This is a genomic window from Methanosarcina baltica (assembly GCF_055394095.1).
Map to the genome: position 1 here is coordinate 3,194,934 of NZ_AP042463.1, position 15,294 is coordinate 3,210,227.

Sequence of the window (15,294 nt, forward strand, 5' to 3'; positions counted from 1 at the left end):
ACATGTATGAGTATGAAGCAACTCCCAAAATAAATCATGAAGTTATATTTTCACCATTCCTTAAGGGTATGATCTTGAGAGGGGAACGACAGGAGTGCTACAGATAGGGTCATAGGCGTAGGGGCCTGCGACGAAATATCTTGCAAAACCGTGTGGGGAGTGCTTGCAAAAAGTGGACGAGCTCCTGTTTGTGGTCAGTGGGAAATACGGGACTCTTTCGGAAATTGCAGTGGGTCCGAAACCAAGAAAACCGGAGATGGTGCTTGAATATAAGTAAGGTTAAAGGGGTAAGAGAGGTTAAAAGCCCGGAAAAACCATGAAAATGGCTTTTATCCCGGTATAATCTGATCCAAAAACTTATATTCAAAAAAGAAAGAACGAGTAAGCAGTTTAAATTAAGTTAAAAGTTGGATAATACAGGGGCATTTTACAGCCCTTTCATCAAAAAGACAATTTTACCGGAGTTTTAGATGCATCTTATCGTAACCGAAAAGAACATAGCGGCCAGGCGTATAGCCGCTATCCTTGCACCGAAGAAGCCAAAAAAAGTCAGGATAAGTGGTGTGGACAGCTACCAGTATGAACTCGCCCAGGGAGAGGAAACCGTGGTCATTGGGCTTTCCGGCCACATTGTGGGAATTGATTTTCCCAGGGAGTATAACAACTGGCAGAAAGTAGATGCAAGGGCTCTTATCGATGCCGATGTCATAACAACTCCAATCAACCGGAAAATCGTTGCCGCTCTGAAAAAGCTCGGGAAGGATGCCAAACGTGTCACGATTGCCACGGACTACGACCGGGAAGGGGAACTGATAGGAGTTGAGGCCCTGGACATCATAAGGGGGGTAAACCCAGGAATAGCTTTTGACAGAGCCCACTACAGCGCAATCACTCCGAAAGCCATCGATGACGCCTTTACAAACCTGGCAGAGGTTGATTTCAACCTGGCCGATGCGGGCCATTCCAGGCAGGTCATTGACCTGGTCTGGGGTGCGGCCCTTACCCGTTACATTTCCCTTTCGGCAGGGAGGCTGGGAAAGATGTTTCTTTCAGTCGGAAGGGTCCAGTCTCCGACTCTTTCCCTGATAGTGGAACGGGAAAAGGAACGGGAAGCCTTTATCCCTACCCCTTACAGGGAAATTCACGCCGAACTTACGGAGCCCGGAGGGGAAAGCTTCGAGGCCCAGCACTCGACCCGGCGCTTCGAGGACCTGAAAGAAGCCGGGGAAGTGTTTGCAAAACTCGGGGACGAGGCTGAGGTCAAAAGCCTCGAAAAAGGCACAAAGACCGAACAGCCCCCGACTCCCTTCAATACCACGGGCTTTATCAGCGCGGCAAGCGCAATCGGGTTATCCCCGTCAAACGCCATGCGCATAGCCGAGAGCCTCTACACCAACGGGTACATTTCATACCCGAGGACCGACAATACCGTTTATCCCGAAAGCCTGGACCTGAGGGCCCTAATTGAAGCTTTCAAAGACGGGCCCTTTAAGAAGGAAGCCGAAACTCTCCTTAAAAAACCGGAACTTGTCCCCACCCGCGGGAAAAAGGAGACAACGGACCACCCCCCGATCTTTCCGGCTTCCCTTGCGAAAAAAGAAGAGATTAAAGAGGACGAATGGAAGATCTACGAGCTTGTTGTAAGACGCTTTTTAGCAACCTTTGCGGACGCCAGCGAATGGGAAACCATGCGCATAAAGCTCGACATTTCCGGGGAAGAGTTCAGGGCAAACGGGGCCAGACTGATTGAACCGGGCTGGAGATGGTACTACCCCTACAACGCTCCGGCCAACCGGCTGTTCCCGGAACTCCGGGAAGGAGAAGCCCTGAAAGTTACGAAAAAAGAGCTGCTGGACAAGGAAACTCAGCCCCCGGGCCGCTACGGGCAGAGTCGTTTGATCGGTATAATGGAGGAACTCGGACTGGGCACGAAGGCCACCCGGCACGAAATCATCAGCAAGCTCAATTCAAGGGCCTACGTCCACGGCAACCCGATACAGCCTACCAGGACCTCTTTTGCCGTTGTGGATACCCTTGAGAACTACTCTCCGACAATCACCTTGCCGGACATGACCAGCAAGCTTGAGGAGGACATGGACAGGATAGCCGAGGGCGATATCTCGGAGGAAGATGTCCTGACAGAATCAAGGGCCATGCTGGATGCCGTGTTTGGGGGCCTGGAGGAGAACCGGGATAAGATCGTTGAGTCCCTCCAGGCAGGCCTCAGGGAAGACAAGATAATAGGCATCTGCCCCGACTGCGGGGGAGAGCTCATGATCCGCCGCTCGAAGAGGGGGGGCAGGTTTATTGGTTGCAACAACTATCCTGACTGCAGTTTTTCCCTGCCTCTTCCGAGAAGTGGGCAGATCGTGGTCACGGAAAAGACCTGCAAGGACCATGGGTTACACCACATAAAGATTATAACCGGGGGGAAACGTCCCTGGGACCTGGGCTGTCCTCAGTGCAATTTCATAGAATGGAAGAAAACACAGGAGGAAGAAAAGGCCAGGAAACTGGAAACAGACCTTCCGAAATCCCTGCAAGCCATTGAAGGCGTGGGGAAGATAACAGCCGGAAAACTGGAAGATGCCGGGATCTCAAGTGTCAGGGAATTTGTGTTAGCTGATTCTTTTGAACTCTCAAAATTGACCGGTATCAACATAGGTAAGATCAAGAAGCTTCAGGGAGCCTGTGGCGAAAAACCTGCGGAAACAGCGGAAACAGCGGAAACTGTAGAAACTGTAGAAACTGTAGAAACTGTAGAAACTGCGGAAACAGTGGAAACAGCAGAAACTGTAAAAAAACCGATTGAATGATGAGGTTTTAGAGGGAAATATTAAATGGGAGTTTTTAAGGAACGATTCAAATATAACATCAAGGATTTTTGCTAACAATAATGATTATTAGGTAAATGGAACTATTGTATCGACTCCAAAATTTGAAAATAAACCACGGATGAACACAGATGAACACAGATGAACACAGATATTTCCAATCCGTGTCTATCCGTGTCTATCCGTGGTTCTGATAATTTGAAATTATATTTTTACCATTCCTAAGGAGTTTTTTAATGGAACTGAGTTTTAAAGGCGGCTGTGGGGAAGTGGGCCGCTCGGCCTTTCTGGTCAACGGGGAGGTCCTGCTTGATTACGGGATGAAGCCCGGAGAGTTTCCAATATACCCTCTGGACGGCATGGATCCCAGAGCCGTGCTCATTTCTCACGGGCATCTGGACCACTGTGGGGCGGTCCCGAGCCTCATGTACGGCAAACCCGATGTATTCATGACTCCACCGACTGCGGACCTTGCAGCCCTCCTGGCGAAAGATACCCTCAAGCTTGCGAATTACAGTCTTTCGGGAGTTGGCCCCTTCGACCAGGCCGACCTGCAGGAGCTTACCCGAAGGACTCAAAAAATTGATTTTGGCCAGAGCTTTAAAACTCACGGCTACAACGCCTGTTTTTACAGGGCCGGACATATCCCGGGAGCGGCCGGTATATACCTTGAGTCGGAGGAAGGAGAAAACCTCTATTATACGGGAGACCTGAGCCTTCAGCCGACCCGGCTGGTCGAGGGAGCTGAAAAGATTCCTGAGGCCCAGACTCTTGTGATTGAGAGCACCTACTTCGGGGAAGACCATGTCCCCAGGGAGGAAACCGAGGCTGCTTTTATAGAGTCGGTCTGGGAAACCATCGACCGGGGAGGGACCGCCATTGTCCCGGCCTTTGCCATTGGCCGGACACAGGAAGTCCTGATGCTCCTGGAAGCCCATGGAATCCCCACCTACGTGGACGGTATGGGTCGGGAGGTCTCCAAAATTTTCATGAAACACCCTGATTACCTGCGGGACGCGAAAGCTCTCCAGAAGGCCTTCGGGTGGGCAACTTCCGTGAAAAATAAAAAGCGGGCAGCTGTCCTGAAGGAGCCTGCGGTCATTGTCACCACCGCGGGAATGCTAAATGGCGGCCCGGTCCTTTATTACCTGAGAAAACTCCACAAGGACGCAAAATCAAAAGTCCTCCTTACCGGCTACCAGGTCGAGGGCACAAACGGGAGAATGGCCCTGGAAAATCACCTTATAGAGGATAACGGGACCGTCTTCAGCCTCAGAACGAAAGTCGAGCAGTACGATTTATCCGCACACTGCGGCGATAAGGAGCTGAAAGAACTTGTCCGGCAGTGCTGTGATCGGGGCACGGAAAGGGTCTTTGTTATGCACGGGGAAAAGACCGGGGAGTTTGCCGAGTGGATAAGGGAAGAAGTCGGGGTAAAGGCCCATGCGCCCGTAAACGGGGAGACTTTTGTGGTTTAAGGTCAACTACCCCACGCTGAAGCAGTGGGGCTTGTATAAGCCCTAGTTGACCAGCCTAAGTCTTAATTGACTACGTTGGAAATGTCATGATACCTGCGAATGCTTCCTCAGTTTGCAGCTCTATCGTGTAGTATTAAAAGTCCTGAGAGGTAGGGACGGTGTGCTACGCATGACAAGCGTTTCCAACATTGGCGAGGGGAGACAATTTAAAAATTGCGTTACCTGCTATGGAAATTTGTTTCCAGCGCAGAGAGGAGAAATCCAGCATGATATTTATACTTAACAAAAACAAAGAGCCGTTAAGTCCCTGCCATGAAGCAGTTGCAAGAAAACTGCTTAAAGCGGGAAAAGCGGTTATTCACAAAAAATATCCCTTTACAATTCGACTCAAAGAGCTGAAAGAGTCTAAGGACAATTCGGCTTTTAGACTGAAAATAGATTACGGAAGCCGTCACACGGGTCTTGCTATTCTGAAAGGTTCAAATGTTGTCTGGGTTGCACAGTTGCACCACAAAACAAGCATAAAAAAGAATATGGATAGCAGAAGAGCAATGAGGAGAACCCGAAGAAACCGCAAAACCAGATACAGAAAACCGAGGTTTCTGAACCGGAAAAGGCGGGAAGGCTGGCTGCCTCCATCCCTGCAAAGCCGTGTAGATAACATAGGAAATTGGACAGATAGGCTCAGGAAACTATGCCCACTGACACATATTTCCTATGAAAACTGCAAGTTTGATACTCAACTCATGCAAAACCCTGAGATAAGTGGAATTGAGTATCAGCAGGGAGAGCTGCAAGGTTATGAGGTCCGGGAATACCTGCTTGAAAAATTTGGTAGAAAATGTGTGTACTGCGGAGCTGAAAACGTTCCGTTGGAGATTGAACACATTATTCCTAAAATCAGAGGAGGCTCAAACAGAGTCTCCAATTTAACATTGGCTTGTAGAGAATGCAACCAGAAAAAAGGAAGTCAAACTGCAGAAGAGTTTGGACATCCTGAAGTGCAGAACCTGGCCAAAAAGTCGCTTAAAGATGCTGCGATTGTAACAGCTACCAGATGGAAAGTTTTCGAGGCATTGACTAAAACAGGCCTTCCGGTAGAATGCGGCACGGGTGCAAGGACAAAAATGAACCGAATCAGGGCAGAGCTGCCAAAAGATCATCATTTCGATGCTATTTGTGTAGGAGAATCCACTCCAGAAAAAATCAATTTTGCAACAAACAACGTCCTGCATATCAAAGCAAAAGGAAGAGGGCAATATAAAAGAACAAATCTCGATAAGTACGGCTTTCCTCGTTCATACCTTCCCAGGCAAAAAACCTTTTTTGGTTTTCAAACTGGCGATACAGTCAAGGCGGTTGTACCCAAAGGCAAGTACAAAGGGACATGGTTTGGTTCCGTTGCTTGTAGAAAATCGGGTAGTTTCGACATTAAAAACAAAGAGGGGAAAAGGATCTCAATTAATAAAAAATACTTCAAAGTATTACAGAGGACAGATGGTTATGAATATTCAACAGAGAAGTGCGGCATTCCTCCCGGCGCTAAAGCAACCGGGCTCCCTGCCTGAATTTTTGTGGAAATTTTAGAGAATGCGTACTTTTCTGCCGCCTTTCTTTTTTGAAGTGAATGAAGGATTCCGGAAACTGTGGCCGGGTTTTTGTGGATTTTGGATTTTTTGAAACCGGCGGCGACCGTTGAAAATCAGAAAAAATATATTTGGCCGGGAATAGCAGGGACTTTTTTAGAGAAAGCTGGGCCGGGTTTGTGAGATGGATCTTTTGTTTTTCCGGGGTGGTGTTTGTTGTTGTGGTCTGGAAAAACCGGTCTCAACGGTTGAAGAGTGATCTTTTCGTGTGGTGTAAGGAAGCAAACCACGGAACACACGGAACACACGGAAAAAAGAATGACGTAAGACGCCATTTACGGTTTTTCTGGCGTTTTATCCGGAGTGAGTTATGAATCTATTATTTTGGGGATTAGGCAACCTTGAAAAACAGAAAATATATATTTGGTCAGCCATTGCGAAAAGCTTTTAGAGTCACATGGCCCGGATTTGTGAGATGGATCTTTTGTTTTTTCCGGGGTGGGGTTTGTTGTTGTGGTTCAAAAAAACCGCCCCCTCAACGACTTAAAAACGATCTTTTTCAAGTATGATACAAAATAGCTACATACTTTTCCACCACCTTTCTTTTTTGGGATGAAAAAGCATTTTGAAACCCACGCCCGGGTTTCTGTGAACTCGATTTTTTGAAACCGCCGGTGGGGTTAATGGCCGACAGCCTGTGGGAAAACTAGAAAAATATATTTGGCCGGTTATAGCAAAAAAGTTTTCAGAAAAACCCGGGCCGGATTATTGAAATAATCTGGAATCTCTTGGAAGACCCTGGGTTTATGTGATTTTCTTTCTCTGTGTTCTCAAGAAAAAGCCGCTCGCTGATGCGACCGGTGAGTGCTCCGTCTCCCTCTTCCAAAAGTAAAAAACAATGCTCTGGGATTGATTTTAAACCATAAAAAAGGCACTGCCCGGTCAGTCAAACTCAAAGTTGCACCTGATCCCCTTAATATCAAAGCAGAGGTTACACGAGACACACCTGGCCTTCTCGATCTCTCCGCTTTTAATTTTAGGAATAAGGTCAGGCTCGCTGATGAAGGCCCGACTCATGGAAACCATGTCTGCGTAGCCCTCCTCAAGAAGTTCTCGCATAAGTGAAACCGTGCGGATGCCCCCCACAAGGATAACCGGGATGTCCACGGCCTCCTTAATCAGTTTCGAATATTCCTTGAAATAGGCTTCCTTTTTTCGGGAATTGATGGCGGTCTTTATGGTAACGCTGCCTGCCTCGGAGATTCCCCCGCTGACTTCAATAGCACAGATCCCGGCCTTTTCCAGACATTTGGCAAGCTCCGCACATTCCGGGGCATCAAGGGCCAGTTTTGCCTTTGAGGAGCCGGGCCTGAAACCGTCGGTTGCGTTCATTTTGGCCAGGACCGGAAAATCGGCTCCTGCTTTCTCTTTTATTCCCCGAACAATCTCCGTGACAATCCTGACCCGGTTTTCCACGGAGCCACCCCAGCGGTCGGTCCGCCTGTTGGTGTAGGGAGAAATAAAATTGCTGAGCAAAAAGCCGTGGGCACAGTGGAGCTGCACCCCGTCAAACCCCGCCTGCTTTGCCCGGACCCCGGCGGCCACAAAGGCCTCAATCATGTCCAGGATTTCAGCTTCGCTCATCTCCCGGGGAGTTACCGCCGAACGGCTGTCTTTAACGGCGGATGGGGCAAGAGGGACCGGATATTCCTTCGAAACGGTAGCCTGTCTTCCCCCGTGCACGATCTGGAGCACGATTTTTCCCTGCTGGCGGTGGACCCGTTCTGTAATTTTTCGGTAGGGCTCAATAAAACGGTCGGAGTAGATCCCCTGCTGGAGGGAATCGCTCAGGCCTCCCGGAAGGACGTAAGCATAGCCGGTAACGATCAGTCCAACCTCGTTTTCGGCAAGTTCCTCGTAAAGGGCTCCTAGCCTCTCCGTGGGAGTGCCATCCTCTTCGGCCATGAACTCCTGGGTCGCGGACCTGACAAAACGGTTCCGGAGGTCCATCCCGCATACTCGAATCGGATCAAAAATCATGCTAAAGGATAGGAAAAAGGTTTGTATATACTTTTCTGGAAAATTTCAGGAAAAGAGGGTACGAAAAAAGGAATAAGAATGATCCGGGATTCCTTCCTCCTCCTTGCTCTCTGAAAATATAGAATAGACAGAAATATAATTGTTTAAGAATAAATTGACAGGAATATAGGCCAAAAACATGAAAAATATAGAAAATAAGAGATGAAGTAGTACAGTGGGGGAATAAGGAAATGTCTAAAATCAGATATTTTACGTACACAATAGTTCTGGTCCTGCTTGCGGCCTTCTGCCTTGGCTGCGCCGCACCGGAAGAAGAAGCACCTGCCGAAACTGAACCGGTAGAGGAAGAAATGCCTGCAGATGCTGAACCGGTAGAGGATGAAATGGTAGAGGATGAAATGCCTGCAGAAACCGAACCGGTAGAGGAAGAAATGCCTGAAGATACTGAAATGCCTGCAGATCCTGTCCTTACAGGAGAAGAGCTTTACAAATATGTAACCGTGGAGAACGACTACAAAAACTGGCCCCTCCTTCCCGGCAAAGCGGCTCTCTCAAACGGGACCAGCCCTCACGGGGCTCTGGTAACCATTTATGTCTCGAATGAGGCCCTTGCCGCAATTGAGGCAAAAAGCGGGGTGATGCCTGCGGGAAGTACGGTCGTAAAAGAAAACTACAACCGCGAAGCCAGACTGTTGGCCGTGACCCTCATGCATAAGGTAGAGGGCTTTGACCCGGAAAATAACGACTGGTACTGGTTAAAGTTCGGCCCGAACGGGACTGTAGATTCAGAAGGGAAGGTTAATAGCTGCATCGATTGCCACGCTATAAGAGCCGACAATGACTTTATCTTTACCGGCGGTTTGACTTAAAAAAGAAAGAGAGGAAAACCGAAGAAAACTCCCCACCAGATTTACTCTTCAAGCCCTCCGGCGAGTTTTTCGTCAAGCTCTTCCTGCATCCTTTCATTCTGCACCTTCAGCGAAAAAAGAGTCGCAAAGAGCAGGAAATAGGCCAGGAAATTCACAAGCAGGGTAAGCTGAAGAGAGCTCCCTTCAAGCCCGCCGCTGCCACCGGTCCCGCCGGCCCCCTGGCCGAACATGAGGGGGTGGGCCGAGCGCCAGAGCCGGATGGAGAAAAAGCTCAGCGGGACCGAGGCAAAGCCGATTATCCCGAAAACGGCCGCAAAACGGCCCCTTTTTTCAGGCTCATCCACAGCCTGCCTGAGGGCCAGGTAGGCAAGGTAAACCAGGAAAAGCACGAGGGACGTTGTCAGCCTGAGGTCCCATATCCAGTACCAGCCCCAGGCGGCTTTTGCCCAAATCGAGCCCGTAAGCAGCACAAGGAAAGCGAAGAAGGCCCCGACCTCGGCCGCGGAGCGAGCATAAATGTCCCAGCGGGGAGCCTTTTCCCGAAGGAAGAGAACACTGCAAATAAAAAGGACTGCGAAAGCCAGGTAGGAGCTTATGGCTATGGGGAGATGGAAATAAAAGATTTTGAAACTGCTGCTCAGGACCTGCCCGGCCTCGTCTTTCATAGGGGGCAGGTAGAAAAAGATCATGTAGAATGCAAGAAGCATTACGCCTGCCGTTAAGAGGCCTAAGGCCCCGGTTTTTCTGGAACTTGCTGCCATTTTTATTCCCGTGGATTAGTGTGATATTGTATAATCGAAATGAAATATCCGGATTAACATATTTACGGTCTGTTTAAAATTTGTGAATTGCAGGGAAGAACTGTTTCTTTCTGAAACTTTTTGCATAATGATTACACTGAATTATTTAATACTTAGTTTGCGAGCTCAAGCGGACTAAAAAAGGTCATAATAACCTTAATTGTCGTCTCCCTGCATTCTTTTTTCCGTGTATTCCGTGTGTTCCGTGGTTTGAATTCACACACCAAAATATAGGACTATTCCCAAACTGAATATCTGAAGTTATATTTTTACCATTCCTTATTCACTTTTTTTACCTACCTGTTTTATCCAGCTTTTTTAAACCGGACCTTTTCAGTCCTGGATTGCGTACTCAAAGACGAGCTGTGCTATTACGAAAAACACAATATCGTAAACCGCAAGCAGTCTGAGTTCCGAAACCACGTCTCCCAGGCCACCCCCCGAGAGGAGGGCCGAACTTGCCTCCACGGCCGGGATGAGCACGGGCAAAAGCACGGGCAGGAGGAGGACCGGCAGGAGAAGTTCCCGGGTGCGGGTCCCGAGCGTCAGGGCTGAGAGCAGCGTTCCGACCGCGATAAAGCCAAAGGTCCCGAGTAAAAGGACCAGGGAAAACCCGAGGAGGGATGAAAAACCTATGCTGTAGTTGAAAAGGACAACGAAAAGCGGAAAGGTCACGGCTTCCGTGATGAAGACTATCAAAAGGTTTGAAAGCACCTTCCCGTTGTAGATCGCACTCCGGTCAACAGGGCAGAGCCTGAGAGCGTCCAGACAACCGTTTTCACTTTCGAGCACGAAGGTCCGGGAAAGGCCGAGAGTTCCTGCAAAGGTAAAGGCAACCCAGAGCACACCCGGCGCAATTTTTGCGACTTTTGCGGAATCTCCGAGGAAGTCCCCGAAGGAAACGCTGAAGACCACAAGCACGAGCAGGGAAAAAATGACCATTGAATTGAGCATCTGTTTTGTCCGAAATTCGGCTTTAAGATCTTTTACGGCTATGTGAAAACTCCGGATCATTTTTTATACTCCACGGTTTTTTACTTATTCATTTTTTACTTTTTGTTTTATTGAGTTTTCCCGTATCCTTTTCAAATTGAGTGGAAAGCTCTTTGCTTTCAACTCAATGCGCTTTTTTCTCTAATGAGTTGATCCAGAGATAGCATCTCAAATTTATTGCTCACTCGATCAAAGATGTAGTCATATGAACTTACACCCAGTTTCTTTGCTGTCTGAACAATGGACATGAAGGTATCGTTTGCCTTTGTTCCTTCATCTGTCACGGATTGGAGACTCACATCTCTTTTTCTGACTTTTGCTCTTGCTGCTAACTCTGCTGCATTGTTATGCAAAGGGATTTCTGGCAAAGTTAGTACCATCAATAGGTTTTCTTTGTTTTCTTTCGTTTTACTGATCCTGTCGTCAAGCTGTTCATATCCCGTTTTGGTCGAAAACAACTTGTCGAAATCGGTGGATAATTGCTCCGCTACTTCCGAATTTGGATTTTCTCTGAACTTACAGAGTTCTTCATAATAAGCCCAGTATTTCTTCAGAAAAGCTTCCAGCTTTTCCTTGTGATAAGGCACTATGGGGCGTAATTTTTTGTAGTTTCTCCCATCATGGATCCAACAGAGTGCATGATGGTATGTAAGTTGCTTGAATTGACGTGCATCATCACTTAAAATAGTGGTAACCACAGGTATGTTTGTCATCTGATGATATGAAGCAATTGCAGAGGCTTCACGAATCCACTTCTTGGTATTTTTATATCCATCTGGGGAGAGAAGAAGATCCAGCTTTCGACGTAATTCTTCGTCACTGAATATTTTATTTTTGAAAGGAGAGAGCTTATCTTGCCATTTTTTTGCCACATTAAGCGTTTGCATCAAATCAAACGCTTCTTCATTAAAGCAGTAAGTTTTTTTATTTCCACACATGAGTATATCCAAAATTGTTTCTCGATTTTTATGTGGAAATGTGAAATAAGTAGTATAGTAGGGATTGCAGATGATTTGAGTGTACCAGTTACTTCCTTTTACTCTGGCACTTGTGTCATCGATCTGCTGATATCTTGTGGAATTGAGACCCGCCTGAAAAATCGCATCTTTCTCTTTATGGAAGATCTCGTTGTCCTTGGTTAGGATTCGAGAAATTGTTGCTTTGGATATGAAAACATCCATGTTTTTCAGAAACTCGTGAATTTTGGGTTCTGAAACATTGGCAACATGGTAAAGCGTCAGGACGAGAGTCCTGAGCTCAGGTCCAAATTCACCCTTGACACCATCTGGCAATTTACCTGAGTAGGTTTTACCCTCTGAAGGGGAATAAAAAACCTCTTCCAGATAGTAGGTATTCCAGGGTTTTATAATGATATTTCTGATCGTTATGCCACGATAACCTTTAAAGACGGCATCGTCTGGCAAAGTAGCCCTATCCACGTTACAAATTTCAGTTTGATGGATATCTATTTTATTCTTTCTGGAATTTGATTTCTTGGTTTTTTGAGGGTTTCTTTTTTTCCTCTCTTTTTCAGAAGAAATATCCTCATTCTTTTTAGAACCGCGAATTTTAGGTTGGGCCTGTTCACCTTTGAGTAAGTTGATTTCATCTCGAAGCTTTTGGTTCTCTACTTTGAGGGATTCAATCTCTTTATTTTGTTCCTCAAGGGCGGAGAACAGAATACGAAAAGCTATGGCATACCTTTCATCCTCAATTTCATCAGGATTTATGTTAAGAGATGCCAATGATTGTTTGAGGGCTTCAAGATCCATTTTTATCTCCAAAAAGTGAATATGAATAAGTGAAACTAATATTATATTTTAGTTATGATTCAGATTCCATCATTTTTGAAGAGGATACGTTTTCCCGCCTGTCTGGTAGAATGGGTTTACTCTCGGAGGGCCAGTATTTGATTTTTAAGAATGGTGAAAATATAACTTCGTGTTTTATTTATGGAGTTGCTTCATACTCATACATGTTGTGTTTTTGTGTGAGGGGTGTTTGGGGTGTCATTCAAACCACGGAACACACGGAACACACGGAACACACGGAACACACGGAAAAAGACGGCAGGAAGACTATATTTAATTTAGTCCTCTTGAGGGAGCGTAGCTCCCGAAAAGGACCTCGTGCTGTTGCACTTGCAGTGCAACTCCCAGGAAATCTTCGATTTCCTGTGATCCCGAAGCGAAACTCGGGAAGTGAAACTCGGGAAGTGAAACTCGGGGGAGACGACAATTAAGGCTGCCCGAAATAAGAAAATCCGGTATTTCAAAACGTGTCCCGTTTTTCCGGATCAGCTATCACTCAAACAAAGCATGATTACCATCAAAAAAGCAGGCCTGAGCATTTCTCCTTAAATTCCTCAAAGCCTGCAAAGTCCGTTTTCAGGGCGTCATATTCAACCCTGCCTCCCTTAAGGACGAGGGCCCGATCACACAACGCAAAACTCCTTTCAAGGTCATGGGACACCATAACCCTGGTGCTCTTCCCGAATTCAGGGCTTTTCAGGATATTTTCAAAAACGGATGCTGCTTTCGGGTCCAGACCCGTGTAAGGTTCGTCCAGGAGCAGAACCGAGGGAGAATGCACAAGAGCCCTTGCAATGGAGAGCCGCTGTTTCATGCCCCGGGAAAAGGTGCTGACCCTCTCGTCGGCCCGGTCTTCCAGCCCGACTTCCCACAGGAGAGAGCTTATTCTCGCCTCAAGTGCCCCTTTTTCCAGTCCGTACATCTTTCCAAAAAAACGCAGGTTCTCGTATGCAGTAAGCTCCCCGTAGAGGTAGGACTCGTGGGAGATCATGCCGATTTCCCTCCTGACTTTCTCAGGTTCTTCGGCTGCGTCCAGGCCCCTGATAAGGACCGAACCCTCGCTCGGTTCGAGCAGGGTCGCTATAAGCTTCAAAAGTGTGGTCTTTCCGGCCCCGTTATGGCCGAAAATCACCGTAAACCGGCCGTTGGCCAGATCAAGGTCTATGTTTTTCAAAACCCGGGTTTTTCCGAACGTTTTCGAGAGCTTACGTAACGAGACTGCGTATTCCATCCGGGTATAGTTAGGAATACATCTAAATTAATGTTATTATATTGTTTAACCCCTCAGACTCCCTATAACCCTTTATAAGAACTCTTTTTTTCAAAGTATTGCTGGTGGTAGGCCTCCGCAAAATAGAAAACCTCTGCCGGAATAATTTCGGTCACAACCGGATCCTTAAACTTTCCTGATTTATCGAGCTTCTCCTTTGAAGTAAAAGCCGCCTTTTTCTGGACCTCATCATAGTAAAAAATAACCGAACGGTATTGAGACCCCACATCCGGCCCCTGCCTGTTTTTTGTGGTGGGGTCATGGATATGCCAGAAGACCTTCAAGAGTTCTTCATAGGAAACCACCCCCGGATCAAAGACCAGCCGCATGGCTTCCGCATGTCCGGTCCTGTCGGTGCAAACGACCTCATAAGACGGATTTTCGAGGGTCCCACCACTGTATCCGACAGCCGTTGCAACAACTCCCGGCACCTGCCGAAAAGCCGATTCAACTCCCCAGAAACAGCCGGCTGCAAAGGTGGCTTTCTCAAGCCCCTCGCCGGGATTCTCATAAAACTCCTTTCCCTGGCTTTCCAGAGTTTCTATTTTCTTTTCCTTATCCTTTTCCATGCTTTCAACTCCCGGCCCCACTCAGGCCCTACCGTAGCGTCCCATCAGTTCCCCTTCGGAAAGGACGTGCTCGGCCATTGCAGCTTCAAACTCTTTTCTCGAAGCTCCCTCTTCAAGCGCAAGCTCCGTATCAAGGGCATAAAGCCTGAAAAAATACCTGTGAGGAGTCCCGCGCGGAGGACATGGACCCCCGTAACCGACCTTCCCGAAATCGTTCATGCCTTCCGTTCCAAGCCTTTCTGCCTCCGCTATTCCCGAAGCCGGATCAATACCCCAGGCCAGCCAGTGAGTGAACGTGCCTCCAGGTGCGTCTGGGTCGTCCATAATCAGTACAAGGCTTTCGGCCTCCTCCGGCATACCCACAAACCCAAGATCCGGGTTGATGTCTTCCCCATCACATGAATATTTTTTTGGGATTGAAGCGTTTTGTTTGAAAGCCCTGCTTGAAAATTTTATATTTTCAGTAATAAGTCCACCCCCATTTTCGATGTCGGAAACTACATAAGCTCCCCCGGAACATCCGGAAACAGACTTGTGATTATCCGTGCAGCCCGAAAACCCAGGGATCAGGGCTGCAACAACCAGAATAAAGAAAGTAAATGTCTTCATGATTTACCTTATACAGTAAGGGACATAAAATATTAATTGAAGCTCCCGGAAGCCTCGCTACCCGCAGCCAGGCCCCGATAAGAAGCAGTCTCATAGAGAGATGATGCCTTCAAGGAAGGGGACTATATAAAAGGAGTTAAATCCCGTTTCCCAAAAAGGCACCGAAACAAAAAGTCAGTCCTCCACGTCCATGGACTGGATTATATCATGGACGGTCAATTCTCCTTTCCCAACCCTCCGGACAAGAGGATAGATATAAGAACAATCATCAATCGCAGCCCAGCGAGCCTCCCCGACTTTCCTGATAACCTCGTTCATGATCTTCCCGCAGTTATCACAGTACCTAGCATCACTTTCAGCTTCACAGATTTCGCATTTCATGGAATAATACCCCCATGAGATATGGGGCAGGTGAAAATAAATATATATTGGTGT

At 47.4% G+C, this 15,294-nt stretch carries 12 protein-coding genes; 4 read left to right on the plus strand and 8 right to left on the minus strand.

Translation table 11 applies throughout. The features are described 5' to 3' along the window. Positions 1 to 470: 470 nt before the first annotated feature. The 3 genes from ACZ5QV_RS13960 to iscB all read left to right on the plus strand — a co-directional run bounded on the left by ACZ5QV_RS13960 (position 471) and on the right by iscB (position 5,880). Positions 471 to 2,816, plus strand: a complete 2,346-nt coding sequence (locus tag ACZ5QV_RS13960; RefSeq protein ID WP_464600378.1) for a DNA topoisomerase I — start codon at positions 471 to 473, stop codon at positions 2,814 to 2,816. Positions 2,817 to 3,070: 254 nt separating this feature from the next. Continuing rightward, complete coding sequence (locus ACZ5QV_RS13965; RefSeq protein WP_464600379.1) at positions 3,071 to 4,312, plus strand: MBL fold metallo-hydrolase; 1,242 nt, start codon at positions 3,071 to 3,073, stop codon at positions 4,310 to 4,312. Positions 4,313 to 4,578: 266 nt separating this feature from the next. Beyond that, entirely contained in the window at positions 4,579 to 5,880 is a 1,302-nt protein-coding gene (iscB, locus tag ACZ5QV_RS13970; protein ID WP_464600380.1) for an RNA-guided endonuclease IscB, read from the plus strand. Positions 5,881 to 6,840: 960 nt separating this feature from the next. Here iscB and ACZ5QV_RS13975 read toward each other — a convergent pair. Next, positions 6,841 to 7,938 (minus strand): NADH:flavin oxidoreductase, encoded by a 1,098-nt coding sequence (locus tag ACZ5QV_RS13975; RefSeq protein ID WP_464600381.1) that lies wholly within the window; start codon positions 7,936 to 7,938, stop codon positions 6,841 to 6,843. A 230-nt stretch (positions 7,939 to 8,168) separates the two neighbouring features. Here ACZ5QV_RS13975 and ACZ5QV_RS13980 point away from each other — a divergent pair, with 230 nt between their 5' ends. Then, complete coding sequence (locus tag ACZ5QV_RS13980; protein WP_464600382.1) at positions 8,169 to 8,807, plus strand: cytochrome P460 family protein; 639 nt, start codon at positions 8,169 to 8,171, stop codon at positions 8,805 to 8,807. A gap of 41 nt (positions 8,808 to 8,848) precedes the next feature. Here ACZ5QV_RS13980 and ACZ5QV_RS13985 read toward each other — a convergent pair whose 3' ends face one another. The 7 genes from ACZ5QV_RS13985 to ACZ5QV_RS14015 all read right to left on the minus strand — a co-directional run bounded on the left by ACZ5QV_RS13985 (position 8,849) and on the right by ACZ5QV_RS14015 (position 15,240). Then, positions 8,849 to 9,568, minus strand: a complete 720-nt coding sequence (locus ACZ5QV_RS13985) for a cytochrome c biogenesis protein (protein WP_464600383.1) — start codon at positions 9,566 to 9,568, stop codon at positions 8,849 to 8,851. Positions 9,569 to 9,940: 372 nt separating this feature from the next. Continuing rightward, positions 9,941 to 10,621 (minus strand): heme exporter protein CcmB, encoded by a 681-nt coding sequence (locus tag ACZ5QV_RS13990; protein ID WP_464600384.1) that lies wholly within the window; start codon positions 10,619 to 10,621, stop codon positions 9,941 to 9,943. Positions 10,622 to 10,719: 98 nt separating this feature from the next. Further along, on the minus strand, positions 10,720 to 12,372 hold the full coding sequence (locus ACZ5QV_RS13995) for an IS66 family transposase (RefSeq protein ID WP_464600385.1): 1,653 nt from the start codon (positions 12,370 to 12,372) through the stop codon (positions 10,720 to 10,722). Between the two features lie 556 nt (positions 12,373 to 12,928). Beyond that, positions 12,929 to 13,585: an ABC transporter ATP-binding protein gene (locus tag ACZ5QV_RS14000; RefSeq protein ID WP_464600386.1), complete on the minus strand. Its 657-nt coding sequence runs from the start codon at positions 13,583 to 13,585 to the stop codon at positions 12,929 to 12,931. Between the two features lie 119 nt (positions 13,586 to 13,704). Next, the gene (gene msrA, locus ACZ5QV_RS14005) at positions 13,705 to 14,250 is read right to left on the minus strand and encodes a peptide-methionine (S)-S-oxide reductase MsrA (protein ID WP_464600387.1); all 546 of its coding nucleotides are present in this window, start codon (positions 14,248 to 14,250) and stop codon (positions 13,705 to 13,707) included. 21 nt (positions 14,251 to 14,271) lie between these two features. Next, a complete protein-coding gene (locus ACZ5QV_RS14010) occupies positions 14,272 to 14,859 on the minus strand; it encodes a YbhB/YbcL family Raf kinase inhibitor-like protein (protein ID WP_464600388.1) in 588 nt (195 codons plus the stop codon). 174 nt (positions 14,860 to 15,033) lie between these two features. Next, positions 15,034 to 15,240: a hypothetical protein gene (locus ACZ5QV_RS14015; RefSeq protein ID WP_464600389.1), complete on the minus strand. Its 207-nt coding sequence runs from the start codon at positions 15,238 to 15,240 to the stop codon at positions 15,034 to 15,036. Between the last annotated feature and the right edge of the window lie 54 nt (positions 15,241 to 15,294).

Excerpts from the sequence above, each read along its gene's own strand:
- ACZ5QV_RS13985 (WP_464600383.1), bottom strand. The coding sequence starts at position 9,568 with ATGGCAGCAAGTTCCAGAAAAACCGGGGCCTTAGGCCTCTTAACGGCA.
- ACZ5QV_RS13990 (WP_464600384.1), bottom strand. The coding sequence starts at position 10,621 with ATGATCCGGAGTTTTCACATAGCCGTAAAAGATCTTAAAGCCGAATTT.
- ACZ5QV_RS13975 (WP_464600381.1), bottom strand. The coding sequence starts at position 7,938 with ATGATTTTTGATCCGATTCGAGTATGCGGGATGGACCTCCGGAACCGT.
- iscB (WP_464600380.1), top strand. The coding sequence starts at position 4,579 with ATGATATTTATACTTAACAAAAACAAAGAGCCGTTAAGTCCCTGCCAT.
- ACZ5QV_RS14010 (WP_464600388.1), bottom strand. The coding sequence starts at position 14,859 with ATGAAGACATTTACTTTCTTTATTCTGGTTGTTGCAGCCCTGATCCCT.
- ACZ5QV_RS13965 (WP_464600379.1), top strand. The coding sequence starts at position 3,071 with ATGGAACTGAGTTTTAAAGGCGGCTGTGGGGAAGTGGGCCGCTCGGCC.
- ACZ5QV_RS14015 (WP_464600389.1), bottom strand. The coding sequence starts at position 15,240 with ATGAAATGCGAAATCTGTGAAGCTGAAAGTGATGCTAGGTACTGTGAT.
- ACZ5QV_RS13995 (WP_464600385.1), bottom strand. The coding sequence starts at position 12,372 with ATGGATCTTGAAGCCCTCAAACAATCATTGGCATCTCTTAACATAAAT.
- ACZ5QV_RS13980 (WP_464600382.1), top strand. The coding sequence starts at position 8,169 with ATGTCTAAAATCAGATATTTTACGTACACAATAGTTCTGGTCCTGCTT.
- msrA (WP_464600387.1), bottom strand. The coding sequence starts at position 14,250 with ATGGAAAAGGATAAGGAAAAGAAAATAGAAACTCTGGAAAGCCAGGGA.
- ACZ5QV_RS13960 (WP_464600378.1), top strand. The coding sequence starts at position 471 with ATGCATCTTATCGTAACCGAAAAGAACATAGCGGCCAGGCGTATAGCC.